The sequence below is a fragment of the Phycicoccus avicenniae genome, from assembly GCF_018139485.1.
GTDB lineage: Bacteria > Actinomycetota > Actinomycetes > Actinomycetales > Dermatophilaceae > Phycicoccus > Phycicoccus avicenniae.
In genome coordinates this window covers 1-12795 of the sequence record NZ_JAGSNF010000009.1, presented here as the reverse complement: position 1 = coordinate 12795, position 12795 = coordinate 1, and the positions used below count along the sequence as shown (strand labels likewise).

General features: G+C 73.6%; 10 protein-coding genes. 5 read left to right on the top strand and 5 right to left on the bottom strand.

Features of this window, described 5'->3' with window-relative positions:
* Positions 1-2: 2 nt before the first annotated feature.
* From KC207_RS07350 to KC207_RS07335, 4 genes are all read left to right on the top strand, one after another.
* Positions 3-3887, top strand: a complete 3885-nt coding sequence (locus KC207_RS07350) for a DNA polymerase III subunit alpha (RefSeq protein WP_211602368.1) — start codon at positions 3-5, stop codon at positions 3885-3887.
* A 54-nt stretch (positions 3888-3941) separates the two neighbouring features.
* Positions 3942-4712 carry a class I SAM-dependent methyltransferase gene (locus tag KC207_RS07345; RefSeq protein ID WP_211602367.1) on the top strand — a complete coding sequence of 257 codons (771 nt, stop codon included), beginning with the start codon at positions 3942-3944 and terminating at the stop codon, positions 4710-4712.
* A 123-nt stretch (positions 4713-4835) separates the two neighbouring features.
* On the top strand, positions 4836-6092 hold the full coding sequence (gene dinB / locus KC207_RS07340; protein ID WP_211602366.1) for a DNA polymerase IV: 1257 nt from the start codon (positions 4836-4838) through the stop codon (positions 6090-6092).
* 60 nt (positions 6093-6152) lie between these two features.
* Positions 6153-6548, top strand: coding sequence for an SCO2097 family morphological protein (locus tag KC207_RS07335; protein ID WP_211602365.1), 396 nt, complete (start codon positions 6153-6155; stop codon positions 6546-6548).
* A gap of 18 nt (positions 6549-6566) precedes the next feature.
* Here KC207_RS07335 and KC207_RS07330 read toward each other — a convergent pair whose 3' ends face one another.
* Together KC207_RS07330 and KC207_RS07325 are read right to left on the bottom strand one after the other, a co-directional pair.
* Entirely contained in the window at positions 6567-7073 is a 507-nt protein-coding gene (locus tag KC207_RS07330) for a DUF456 domain-containing protein (RefSeq protein ID WP_211602364.1), read from the bottom strand.
* Positions 7074-7111: 38 nt separating this feature from the next.
* Positions 7112-7333 carry a DUF7455 domain-containing protein gene (locus KC207_RS07325; protein ID WP_211602363.1) on the bottom strand — a complete coding sequence of 74 codons (222 nt, stop codon included), beginning with the start codon at positions 7331-7333 and terminating at the stop codon, positions 7112-7114.
* A gap of 239 nt (positions 7334-7572) precedes the next feature.
* Between KC207_RS07325 and KC207_RS07320 the strand changes: the two genes are divergently transcribed.
* Positions 7573-9699 carry a DNA gyrase/topoisomerase IV subunit B gene (locus KC207_RS07320; protein ID WP_211602362.1) on the top strand — a complete coding sequence of 709 codons (2127 nt, stop codon included), beginning with the start codon at positions 7573-7575 and terminating at the stop codon, positions 9697-9699.
* Between the two features lie 20 nt (positions 9700-9719).
* On the opposite strand, the gene KC207_RS07315 is transcribed toward KC207_RS07320, so the two are convergent.
* The 3 genes from KC207_RS07315 to KC207_RS07305 are packed head-to-tail and all read right to left on the bottom strand — an operon-like array spanning position 9720 to position 12749.
* Positions 9720-10730, bottom strand: a complete 1011-nt coding sequence (locus KC207_RS07315) for a LacI family DNA-binding transcriptional regulator (protein WP_211602361.1) — start codon at positions 10728-10730, stop codon at positions 9720-9722.
* Positions 10731-10773: 43 nt separating this feature from the next.
* Complete coding sequence (locus KC207_RS07310; protein WP_211602360.1) at positions 10774-11730, bottom strand: carbohydrate ABC transporter permease; 957 nt, start codon at positions 11728-11730, stop codon at positions 10774-10776.
* Positions 11731-11732: 2 nt separating this feature from the next.
* The gene (locus KC207_RS07305; protein WP_249138615.1) at positions 11733-12749 is read right to left on the bottom strand and encodes a carbohydrate ABC transporter permease; all 1017 of its coding nucleotides are present in this window, start codon (positions 12747-12749) and stop codon (positions 11733-11735) included.
* Positions 12750-12795: the final 46 nt, after the last annotated feature.

Sequence of the window (12795 nt, the reverse complement as noted above, 5' to 3'; positions counted from 1 at the left end):
CGATGACCGGCGCCGACTCCTTCGCCCACCTCCACGTCGCCTCCGGGTTCTCGATGCGCTACGGCGCCTCGCAGCCCGAGGCGCTCGTCGCCCGCGCCGCCGAGCTCGGGCAGTCCGCCCTCGCCCTCACCGACCGGGACGGCCTCTACGGCGCGGTCCGCTTCGCGCAGGCCTGCGGCGCCGCCGGGGTCGACCCGGTGCTCGGCGTCGACCTCGCCGTCGCCGACCTGCTGCCCGGCGCCCCGCCGCCGCGGACCCGCACCCCGGTCCGCGGCGGGGAGATCGTCGACCCCCGGCTGCCCCGGGTCACCGTGCTCGCCCGCGGGCGGGGCGGCGGTGTCGCGGCGGGACGGGGCTGGGCGGCGCTGTGCCGGCTCGTCACCGCGACCCACCTGCGGGGCGAGCGCGGGGTGCCCGTGACGACGCCCGACCTCCTCGCCCGCCACGCCCGCGACGGTGTCGCCGACGGGACGGACGGCGAGGGGGCGGGCGACGACGGGCCGGCGCGGCTCACCGTCCTCCTCGGCCTGGACTCCGACGTGGGGCGGGCGGCCCTCGCCGGGGACGCCGGGCGGGCCCGCGACCTCCTCGGCCGCTGGCGGGCGCTGCTGCCGCGCGACGGGCTCGTCGTCGAGGTCGTCCTCCACGGCGGGCCCGAGGGCACCCCCGGCTCGCGGGCGCACGCCGCCCGGCTGCTCGGCCTCGCCGACGCCGCCGGGGTCCCGGCGGTGCTGTCCGCCGCCGTCCGGCACGCCGAGCCCGGCCAGGTCCGCACCGTCGACGTCCTCGACGCCTCCCGCCGGCTCGTCGTCCTCGACTCCCGCCACCTCGACCGGGTCACCGACGCCGGGCACCTCGCGGGAACCGACGCGATGCGCGACCGCGCGCTCACGGTGACCTCCGGCGACACGGCCCGGGCGGACCGGCTGCTCGCGATGACCGGCGTCCTCGCCGGCGAGTGCGTCCAGCACGCCCGCGACGACCTCGGCATCGGCGCCGTCCACCTCCCGGAGCCGGAGGTCCTGGACATCGAGCCCGGTACCGACCCGATGGACGAGCTGACCCGGCGCTGCCGTGACGGCATCGGGCGGCGCTACCCCGGGGCGTCCGAGGCCGATCTGCGGGTCGTCCACGACCGGCTCGACGCCGAGCTCACCGTCATCCGCTCGCTCGGCTACCCCACGTACTTCCTCACCGTCGCCGAGGTCACCGACCTCGTCCGGGCGCGCGGGGTCCGGGTCGCGGCCCGCGGCTCGGGGGCCGGCAGCCTCGTCAACCACCTGCTCGGGATCAGCGGCGTCGACCCGATCCGCTACCACCTGCTCATGGAGCGCTTCTGCTCCCCGCTGCGCGCCGAGCTGCCGGACATCGACGTCGACGTCGAGTCCGCCCGGCGCACCGAGATCTACGAGGCGGTCCTCGACCGGTTCGGCGGCGACCGCGTCACGTGCGTGTCGATGATGGACACCTACAAGGTGCGGCACGCCGTCCGCGACGTCGGGGCGGCGCTCGGGATGGCCCCGACCGAGGTCGACGAGATCGCCAAGGCCTTCCCGCACATCCGGGCCAAGGACGCCCGCAACGCCATCGCCGACCTCCCGGAGCTGCGCAGCCGCGGCCTCGACTCCCCGCGGCTGACCACCTTCTTCGACCTCGTCGAGGCGCTCGACGGGCTGCCCCGGCACATCGCGCTCCACCCGTGCGGGGTCGTGCTGTCCAACGCCGGGATGCTCGACCGCACGCCCGTCGAGGCGAGCTGGCTCGGCTTCCCGATGAGCCAGTTCGACAAGGACGACGTCGAGACGCTCGGCTTCCTCAAGCTCGACGTCCTCGGCATCCGGATGCAGTCCTCGATGGCGCACGCCGTCGCCGAGGTCGAGCGGGTCACCGGCGAGCGCGTCGACCTCGACGACGAGGCGCAGGTGCCGCTCGACGACCCCGACACCTTCGAGCTCATCCGCACGACCCGCACGCTCGGGATGTTCCAGATCGAGAGCCCCGGCCAGCGCGAGCTCGTCGGCAAGCTCGGCCCGACGGAGTTCGAGGACCTCGTCGTCGACATCTCCCTCTTCCGGCCCGGGCCGGTGAAGTCGGACATGATCACCCCGTTCCTGGAGTCCCGGCACGGCTGGCGCGAGCGGCGCTTCCTCCACCCGAGCCTCGTCCCGGCGCTCGAGGAGACCGAGGGGGTCGTCGTCTTCCACGAGCAGGTGCTGCTCATCGTCGCCGAGACGACCGGGGTCACCCTCGCCCAGGCCGACGAGGTCCGCCGCAGCATGGGCACCCCGCAGGGGCAGGAGGACGTCGAGGCGTGGTGGCGTCCGGCGGCGCAGGCCCGCGGGTACACGGCGGAGGAGCGGGACCGGATCTGGGAGGTGCTGCGCAGCTTCGCCTCCTTCGGGTTCTGCAAGGCGCACGCGGCGGCGTTCGCGCTGCCGACGTACCACTCGGCGTGGCTCAAGACCCACCACCCGGCGGCCTTCCTCGCGGGGATCCTCACCCACGACCCGGGGATGTACCCCAAGCGGCTGCTCCTCGACGACGCCCGCAGCTTCGGCATCCCCGTCCTCGGCCTCGACGTCAACGCCTCCGACGACACGTACCGGATCGAGCCGGTCGACCCCGAGCACCCCGGCCATCCCGAGCCCCCCGACCGGCCCGACCGTCCCGACGGGGGAGCGACGCCGCGCGGGGTGCCCGGCTGGAAGCGCGACCCGCAGCCGTACGGCATCCGGCTCTCGCTCGCCGACGTCAAGGGGATCAGCGAGGCCGAGGTCGCCCGCGCCGTCGCCGGGCGCCCGTACGCCGACCTGCGCGACTTCTTCACCCGGGCCCGGGTGAGCCGCCCGGTGCTCGAGCGGCTCGTCCTCGCCGGGGCCTTCGACTCCCTCCACGGGACGGGCACCGGCGGGCTCGGTCGGCGTGGCCGGGTGACCCGTCGCGACCTGCTGCTCCACGTCGCCGAGCTCGACCGCTGGGACCGCGCGACCGGACGCGGCGGACGCGGGAGCCGGCGCGGCCGGGCCCGCACGCCGCTGCCGACGTCCGCGGTCGCCGACGTCGAGAGCGCGGGGACCGACGTCCGGCAGCGGGCGGCGGCCCAGTCCCGGGCCGCCCGTGACGTCGTCCCCCCGGAGCAGCAGCCGACCCAGTTGGCCCTCGACCTCGGCGACGAGCCCCGGCTCGTGCGCGGCAGCGGCCTGCCCGAGATGACCGGCGCCGAGCGGGTCCGCGCCGAGCTCGACGTCCTCGGCCTCGACGCCTCGGCGCACGTCGCCTCGTTCTACGCCCCGCTCCTCGGGGCGCTCGGGGTGGCGCCCAGCCGTGACCTGCTCTCCTCCCGCAGCCGCAGCGAGGTGTGGGTCGCGGGAGTCAAGGTCGCGACCCAGACCCCGCCGGTGCGCTCCGGGCGCCGGGTCGTCTTCCTCACCCTCGACGACGGCACCGGGCCGTCGGACTGCACCTTCTTCGAGGACGTCCAGGGCCCCTACGCCGGGGTCGTCTTCCACAGCTGGATGCTCCTCGTGCGCGGGGTGCTGCGCCGGACGGGGGACCGCGGGGTGTCGATCCGGGCGACGGGGGCCTGGGAGCTCGCCGCGCTCTGGGACGCCTGGCAGCTCGGCGGGCTCGACGCCGTCCGGCGCGCGATCGCCGCGGGGGAGGCCGACGCGGTCGCCCGGGCGGAGGCCGCCGACGCCGCCGCCCGCGAGGCCGCCGAGCACTCCGGTCGCCGGGTCCTCGTCCACGCCTCGGGGTTCCGCCAGTCCCCGTACGCCGACACCCGCCCGCCGGGGGCCGACCCGCGCGCCGGGCGCGGCACGCCGAGCGGGCCCGGGCTGCCGACCCGCAAGCTGTGGCACGCCAGCCCCGGAAGCTCCGGACACTAGGGTGGGGCCGACCCCGGCGCCCCGCGCGCCCCACCCGCAGCGAGGAGACCTCCCGTGGCCGACGACCGTGGCCGATCCCGTCGTGGAGCGACCCGGACCGGTGTCGTCCAGCGGGTCCTCGACACCCACGCCCAGGAGCGCTCCGCCTCGCTCGGCCGGCCGCTGCGCGTCCTCGACCTCGGCGGCGGCACCGGCGGCACGGCCGTCCCGCTCGCCGTCGCCGGGCACTCGATCACCGTCGTCGACCCCAGCCCGGACGCCCTCTTCTCGCTCCGCCGCCGGGCCACCGAGCACGGGGTCGAGGACCGGGTCCGGGCGCTGCAGGGCGACGCCGACACCGTCCGCGACCTCGTCGGCGACACCGACGGCGGGTTCGACCTCGTCTGCCTCCACGGCACCCTCGAGGTCGTCGACGACCCGGCCGCGGCCGTCGGCGCCGTCGCCGCGCTGCTCGCCCCCGGGGGCACGTTCTCGCTCGTCGTCGCCCAGCGGCTGCACGCCGTCCTCGCCCGGGCGATGGCCGGCCAGCTCGACCGGGCCCGGGCCGTCCTCACCCGCCCCGACGGCCGGTGGGGCGACGACGACCCGTCGCCGCGCCGGTTCGACGAGGACGCGGTCCTCGGGCTGCTGCGCGAGCACGGCCTCGAGCCGGTCCACGTCCAGGGCGTGCGGGTCTTCGCCGACCTCGTCCCGCCCGCGGTCCAGGACTCCGAGGCCGACCGGGCCGCCCTCGCCGCCCTCGAGGAGGCCGCCGTCTCCGCCGACGGGCACCCGCTCCTCGGCGGGCTCGGCAGCGCCCTCCACGTCCTCGCGACGACGGGCTGACCCCACTCGCGCCGGCCGGACCCGCGCCGACCCCACTCGTCCCGACCCCGCACGTCCCGACCCTGCACGGGTCCGTCCCACCGGCGCTGCTCGCGCACTCGCCTCCCGGACGGGGTGGGCGCGATGACCCGGCGGCAGTTCGCCCTCCCCGAACGCCGGGTCGACACCCCGCCGGACGACACCGGCTGCACCGTCCTCCACGTCGACATGGACGCCTTCTACGCCTCGGCGACCCTCCTCGCCCACCCGCACCTCGTCGGCACCCCGGTCATCGTCGGTGGCGGCACCCGCGGGGTCGTCCTCTCCGCGACGTACGAGGCCCGCCGGTTCGGGGTCACCTCGGCGATGCCGATGGGGCGGGCCCGGCGGCTGTGCCCGCAGGCGACGGTGCTGCGGCCCGACCACGACCTCTACGCGGCGATCTCCGCCGGGGTCATGGAGACCTTCCGCTCGGTGACCCCCGTCGTCGAGCCGCTCTCCCTCGACGAGGCGTTCCTCGACGTCTCCGGGGCGCTGCGCCGGCTCGGCGGGCCGGCGACGATCGGCCGCCACATCCGCGACACCGTCCACGACGAGCAGGGCATCACCTGCTCGGTCGGCGTCGCCCCGACGAAGGTCGTCGCCAAGCTCGCCTCGACCCTCGCCAAGCCGGACGGCATGGTCGTCGTCCCCCGTGACGAGGTCGTCCCCTTCGTCCAGCAGCTGCCGGTCGGCGCGCTGTGGGGGGTGGGGGAGCGGACCGAGGAAGCGCTCGTGCGCCTCGGGCTGCGGACCGTCGCCGACATCGCGCACACCCCCCGCTCGACCCTCGAGCGGGCCCTCGGGACCGCGACCGGACGCCACCTCCACGAGCTCTCGTGGGGCCGCGACCCCCGCCCCGTCGAGCGGGAGCAGCGCGAGCGCAGCATCGGCAGCGACGAGACCTTCGCCGCCGACCTCGACGACGCGGTCCTCGTCCGTCGGCGGCTGCTCGCGGTGAGCGAGCGCACCGCCGGCCGGATGCGCGCCGCCCGCACGACCGGGCGGACGGTGACGATCCGGGTGCGGTTCAGCGACTTCACGACGATCACCCGCTCGCGCACCCTCCCGGAGCCGACGGACAGCGGCCGGACCCTCCACGCGACGGCGACCGCCCTCTTCGACGGTCTCGGCCTCCAGCGGGCCCGGATCCGGCTCGTCGGGGTGCGGGTCAGCGGGCTCGTCCCGCTCGAGCAGGCCCCGGTCCAGGGCGTCATCGGCGAGCCCGAGCACGGCTGGCGGGACGCGGAGCGGGCGGCCGACCGGGCCCGGGCCCGGTTCGGCGCCGGGGTCGTGCGACCGGCCAGTCTCATCGAACCTGTCACATCGACTTCCGTGCGGCGACCAGGGGACTTATCCTGAGGGTTCAGGGACAACGTGGGGCGTCCGCCGGGCGTCCCTGGCCGACGACCGGGAGGATCTGTGCCCCTCTCCGACCACGAGCAGAAGATGCTCGACCAGATGGAGCAGGCGCTCGCCGCCGAGGACCCCAAGTTCGCATCGCAGATGCAGGGTCGGGCGCTCGCCTCGCTCCAGCGCCGCCGATGGATCGTCGGGGGTGTCGGGGTCGTCGCCGGTCTCGGTCTCGTCCTCGTGGGGGTCAACACGACGATGTGGGTGGGTGCCGTCGGCTTCGCCGTCATGGTCGCCTCCGCCGTCTACGCCGCGACCCCACCGCGCAAGAGCAAGCTCGGTGTCGTCGGCGAGGACGGCAGCGTCTCGCGGCCTTCCACCGGCAAGCAGGCCCGCTCCCGCCGCAGGGGTGGCTTCATGGACCGGCTCGACGAGCGCTGGGAGCGCCGCGAGAACAACCCCTGACCGGTCCCGGGACGAGGGTCAGCCCGTCGTCGCGCCGATGACGGCGCCGACGACGTAGAGCCCGGCGATCGACAGCCCGGCGACGAGCTCGATCCCGATCGACTGTGCGACCGCGACGACGGCGTGGCGGGTGCGGCGCCACGCCTCGCCCCGTGCGGCCCCCCGGCCGGTCTCGACGAGCCAGATCCCGCCGACGAACCCCACGAGGGCCCCGACCACGGGGATGACGAAAAACCCGACGATGGCCAACGCCACCGCGAGGACGAGGGTCGAGGTCCGCACACCCCGCTCACGCATCCGACGCCCGGGCACGAGGTACTGCAGGACCTGGCCGGTGCCCGCGACGAGCACGGTGAGCGCGAGCAGGACCCAGCCGAGCACGGACTGCTCGACGAGGGCGAAGGTCAACATCCCCGCGACGATGAGCAGCATCCCCGGCAGGACCGGCACGACGATGCCGAAGAGCCCGACGAGGATGAGCAGCGGGGGAAGGACGAGCCAGACGTCCGCAGCGATGTCGTCCACGTCGACGGCTCAGGTCGCTCCGGGAAGGGTGGGGTCGGTCAGTCGTCGGAGCCGGCGACGGAGGGCTCGGGCTCGTGGAGCCGGTCGCTCTCGTCGAGGATCTCGGCCTTGTCGGCGAGTGCGGGGGTGTGCTCGCGGCCGTGGTGAGCGCAGAACAGCAGCTCGCCACCGGCGTGCAGGCGGGCCCGCACGTAGGCCTGGGCTCCGCAGCGGTCGCAGCGGTCCGCGGGGGACAGGGCGGGTGCCAGGGTGGCGTTCACGTCGGCCTCCTCGGGTGCTCGGTTCGTGCCTGGGGTTCGGCACGGCGACCCGTTCCGGATCGTCGATATGCACAACAGTCAAGCACGCCGGATGCTTCCCGCGTGGCAGCGGGGTGACGAGCGCCGCGGTGGTCACCGGATCGTGACCTTCCGGGCCCCGGCGCCTCGGCCGGACGGCGCCCGGCGTGGGCCGGTGTGCCCTCCGAGGGCTCGTCGGTGGCGGCGGCTAGCCTCGGGGCGTGCCGACGACCGCTGCGAAGAAGACCGCGACGAGCAAGTCCGCGTCCGAGTACGACGCCCACCACCTCCAGGTGCTCGAGGGCCTCGAGGCCGTGCGCAAGCGCCCCGGGATGTACATCGGGTCCACCGACTCCCGCGGGCTGATGCACTGCCTCTGGGAGATCATCGACAACGCCGTCGACGAGGCCCTCGGCGGGCACTGCGACCGGGTCGAGGTCCTCCTGCACGCCGACGGGTCGGTCGAGGTGCGGGACAACGGCCGCGGCGTCCCCGTCGACATCGAGCCCCGGACCGGCCTCACCGGCGTCGAGCTCGTCTACACCCGCCTCCACGCGGGCGGGAAGTTCGGTGGTGGCAGCTACACCGCCTCCGGCGGCCTCCACGGCGTCGGCGCGTCCGTCGTCAACGCCCTCTCCGCCCGGCTCGACGTCGAGGTCGACCGGGGCGGCAAGACGTACGCGATGAGCTTCCGACGCGGCGAGCCCGGGGTGTTCTCCGACGTCGCCGGCGCCCAGGGCCGCAAGGACCCCGGGCACGACTTCACCCCGTACACGAGCACGAGCGACCTGTCGGTCATCGGCAAGGCCAAGCGCGGTGTCACGGGCACCCGGGTCCGGTACTGGGCCGACGGGCAGATCTTCCTCAAGGACGCTGCCTTCGACCTCGACGGGCTCGTCGGCCGGGCGCGGCAGACCTCCTTCCTCGTCCCCGGCCTGACCATCGTGATCCGCGACGAGCGGGGCGAGGAGCCGACCGAGGAGGTCTTCCTCCACGACGGGGGCATCTCCGAGTTCTGCGACTACCTCGCGCCCGACGCCCCGGTCACCGACACCTGGCGCCTCCAGGGCACCGGCACCTTCACCGAGACCGTCCCGGTCCTGGACGGCAAGGGCCACATGGTCCCGACCGAGGTCGAGCGCGAGTGCGGTGTCGACATCGCGCTGCGGTGGGGCACCGGCTACGACACGACGCTGCGCTCGTTCGTCAACATCATCGCGACCCCCAAGGGCGGCACCCATGTCGCCGGGTTCGAGCAGTCGATGCTCAAGGTGCTGCGGTCCCAGGTCGCGGCCAACGCGCGGCGCCTCAAGGCCGGTACCGACAAGGTCGAGAAGGACGACGTCCTCGCGGGGCTCACGGCCGTCGTCACCGTCCGTCTCGCCGAGCCCCAGTTCGAGGGGCAGACCAAGGAGGTCCTCGGGACCTCCGCGGTCCGGCAGATCGTCAGCAAGGTCCTCGAGACCGAGCTGACGTCCTTCCTCACGAGCACGAAGCGGCCGGCCAAGCAGCAGGCGGCGAGCGTCCTCGAGAAGGTCGTCGCCGAGATGAAGTCGCGGATCAGCGCCCGGCTGCACAAGGAGACCCAGCGCCGCAAGACCGCCCTGGAGTCCTCGTCGCTGCCGGCCAAGCTCGCCGACTGCCGCAGCAGCGACCCCGAGAACACCGAGCTGTTCATCGTCGAGGGCGACAGCGCCCTGGGCACCGCCAAGCTCGCCCGCAGCAGCGACCACCAGGCCCTGCTGCCGATCCGCGGGAAGATCCTCAACGTCCAGAAGGCCTCGGTCACCGACATGCTCGGCAACGCCGAGTGCGCGGCGATCATCCAGGTCATCGGGGCGGGGTCCGGACGCACCTTCGACCTCGAGTCGGCCCGCTACGGCAAGGTCATCATCATGACCGACGCCGACGTCGACGGCGCCCACATCCGCACCCTCCTGCTCACCCTCTTCTTCCGCTACATGCGCCCGCTCGTCGAGGCCGGCCGGGTCTACGCCGCGGTGCCGCCGCTGCACCGCATCGAGGTCGTGAACCCCGGCAGCAAGGCCAACGAGGTGATCTACACCTACTCCGAGGCCGAGATGCGCCGGACCATGTCCTCGCTGCAGCGGCGCAACAAGAAGGTCAAGCCGATGCAGCGCTACAAGGGCCTCGGCGAGATGGACGCCGACCAGCTCGCGGAGACGACGATGGACCCGCGCCAGCGGACCCTGCGCAAGGTGACGCTGCGGGACATCGAGTCCGCCTCGACGGTCTTCGAGCTGCTCATGGGCGGTGAGGTCGCCCCGCGCCGGGACTTCATCATCGACAGCGCCGACCGGCTCGACACCGAGCGCATCGACGCCTGAGCCCCGCCGGCCGATCGCCGTCAGTCCGAGGGGGCCGGTCCGGTCGACTCGCGCACGACGAGCTCGGTCGGCAGGACGAGGTCGCCGGTGCACACGCGGTCCTCGAGCAGCCGGTCCAGCAGCAGCCGGGCCGCGGCCCGCCCCTGGGCGGTGACGTCCTGGCGCACGGTGGTGATCCCGAGGACGTCGGACAGCTGGAAGTCGTCGATCCCGACGACCGACACGTCCTGCGGCACGCGCAGGCCGAGCCGCCGGGCCGTCTCGCGCACGCCGATGGCCATCTCGTCCGACGCGGCGACGATGGCGGTCGGGCGGGGGGAGCCGGTGAGCACGGCCGCGCTGTCGGCGGCGGCGGCCTGGGCGGTCCAGTCCGATCCGAGGACCCAGGACGGCTCCACGGGCAGGTCGGCCTCGGCCATGACGTCGGTGAAGGCGTGGATCCGGTCGCGCGGGGTGCGCACGTGCGGGACGTGCGGCGGCACGTCACCGATGTAGGCGATCCGCCGGTGTCCCAGGCCGATGAGGTGCTCGACGGCGGTGCGCATCGCGGCCGAGTCGTCGATCCGCACGCACGGCCGGCCCGGGATGCTCGCGCCGATCGCCACGACGGGCAGGCCGAGCCGGTCGAGGAGGTCGATCTCCTCGTCCGTCATCGTGACGTCGAGCGCGATGATCCCGTCGACCCGCTTCCACAGCATGTTCTGGGTCAGCGGCAGCCGGGAGTGGTAGTCGTCGTTCTCCAGGTCGAAGAGGATCGCGTGGTGGTCCTGGGAACGCAGCTCCTTCTCGATGGCGCTCACGAGCGTCGCGAAGAACCACCGGCTGAGGAACGGTGCGCACACCGCGACGACCCTGGTCCGGCCGGAGGCCAGCGAGGTCGCCGTGGGGGAGGCGACGTACTGCAGCTCGGCCGCCACCTCGAGCACCCGCTGCCGGGTGGCCGGGGATACCCGGTCCAGACCACGGAGGGCGCGGGAGACCGTGGCCACCGAGACCCCGGCCACCCGCGCCACGTCCGTGATCGTGCTCATCGGACCTCCTCGTCCACGGGGCCGACGAGCGGCCCCGGTTCGCTCAGCCCTTGAGACCGCCGGCGAGCAGGCCGCGGACGAAGAACCGCTGGAGGGCGAGGAACACCACGACCGGCACGATCATCCCGATGAAGGCGCCCGCCGACAGCAGGTACCACGCGCTGCCGCGCGACCCGGCGAGCTCGGCGATCCGCACCGTGATCGGCGCCACGTCGGGCGTCCCGCCGAGGAACACGAGGGAGACGAGCAGGTCGTTCCACACCCACAGGAACTGGAAGATGCCGAACGCGGCGAGCGCGGGCGTGAGCAGGGGCAGGAGGATCTTGAAGAAGATCCCCACGTGCCCGGCGCCGTCGACCCGTGCCGCCTCGATGAGCTCCGCAGGGAGCTCGCGCATGAAGTTGTGGATGAGGAACGTCGCGAGCGGCAGCGCGAAGATCGTGTGCGACAGCCACACGCTCCAGTACGACGCACCGAACCCGAGGCTGTTGACGTAGATGTCGAGCAGCGGCACGAGCGCGATCTGGATCGGGACGATCTGGAGGGCGAACACCGCGACGAACAGCGCGTCGCGCCCGGGGAAGGGCATCCACGCGAACGCGTACGCGGCGAGCGAGGCGAGGAAGATCGGCAGCACGACCGCGGGGAGGGTGATGACGATCGTGTTGACGAAGTACTGCGCCAGGCCCTGGCTGCTGCCGGGAGCGAGCGCCTCGGCGTAGTTGTCGAGGGTCAGCCCGGACGGGTTCTGCCAGAACGTCCACCAGCCGCTCGTCTGGATGTCTCGCTGGCTGCGGAAGGAGGTGATGAGCAGGCCGACGGTGGGCGTGGTCCACAGGACCGCGATGAGGACGGCGACGAACGACGCGCCCCGCGAGGACAGGGCACTGGCGGCCGTGCCGGTGGCGGACTGCTTGCGCTTCGGCCCCTTCTTCTCGGTCGTCTCCTCCATCTCCCGGGAGACGTTCTCGGGCGTGGCGGTGGGCTCGAGGGTGCTCATCGTCAGGCCTCCTTCCGCATCTGCACGACGTTGTAGGTGACGACCGGGATGACGAGGACGAAGAGGAGCACCGCGAGGGCGGCGCCGACCCCGGGCGCGTTGAACCGGAAGATCTGGTTGTAGAACTCGTAGGCGACGACCGAGGTGTCGAACTGGCCACCGGTCATCGTCCGGACGATGTCGAAGATCTTCATCGTCGCGATCCCGATCGTCGTGAGGACGACGACGACCGCCGGGCGGATGCTCGGCAGCGTGATGTAGCGGAACATCCGCAGGCCGCTCACCCCGTCGAGGCGGGCGGCCTCGATGATGTCGTCGGGGATGGCCTTGATCGCGGCGGAGAGGATCGTCATCGCGAACCCGGCCTGGATCCACACCATGACGACGATGAGCATGAGCGTGTTGAGCGGGGCGTCGAGCAGCCATTGGCGGGTCTCGAGCCCGAAGAGCTTGAAGATCGCGTTGAGCAGACCGGTCTGCGGCCGCGAGGTCGGGCGGAACTCGTAGACGAACTTCCAGATGAGGCTCGCGCCGACCATGGAGATGGCCATGGGGAGAAAGACGAGGGCCTTGGCGAACGCCTCGCCGCGGGCGCGGTCGACGAGGATCGCGTAGAGCAGGCCGACGGCGGTCGCGACGAACGGGACGAAGACGACCCAGATCGCGGTGTTCCGCAGCACCAGCAGCAGCTCGGGCGAGGTGAACATCGTCACGTAGTTGTCCAGCGAGTAGGGCCCGTCGGCGGTGCGGCCCTTGAAGGACTGGTTGATGGTGCGCAGCGCCGGGTAGACGAGGCCGACGGCGAGGAGTCCGACGGCGGGGAGGGCGAAGAGCATTCCCTGCCACCGCTCGCCGCTGCGCCCCTTGAAGAAGGTCGCGAGAAAGAGGATGAGGCCGAAGATCGCCGCGAAGACGAGGATCGCGAAGAGCATGAGCGCGAACTTGCCGGGGACGCTCGAGGCGCGGAGGAGGGGCTCGGGGAGGAACGCCGGAGCTGACCCGAGGACGACGGACGTCATGTCGCCACCTTTCTGGGCGGGTGGAACGAGGAGAGCCGGGGCGGGG

Bases quoted from the DNA above. Each gene is read 5' to 3' on its own strand.
- KC207_RS07350 (WP_211602368.1), top strand. From the start codon at position 3: ATGACCGGCGCCGACTCCTTCGCCCACCTCCACGTCGCCTCCGGGTTC.
- dinB (WP_211602366.1), top strand. From the start codon at position 4,836: ATGACCCGGCGGCAGTTCGCCCTCCCCGAACGCCGGGTCGACACCCCG.
- KC207_RS07315 (WP_211602361.1), bottom strand. From the start codon at position 10,730: ATGAGCACGATCACGGACGTGGCGCGGGTGGCCGGGGTCTCGGTGGCC.
- KC207_RS07310 (WP_211602360.1), bottom strand. From the start codon at position 11,730: ATGAGCACCCTCGAGCCCACCGCCACGCCCGAGAACGTCTCCCGGGAG.
- KC207_RS07305 (WP_249138615.1), bottom strand. From the start codon at position 12,749: ATGACGTCCGTCGTCCTCGGGTCAGCTCCGGCGTTCCTCCCCGAGCCC.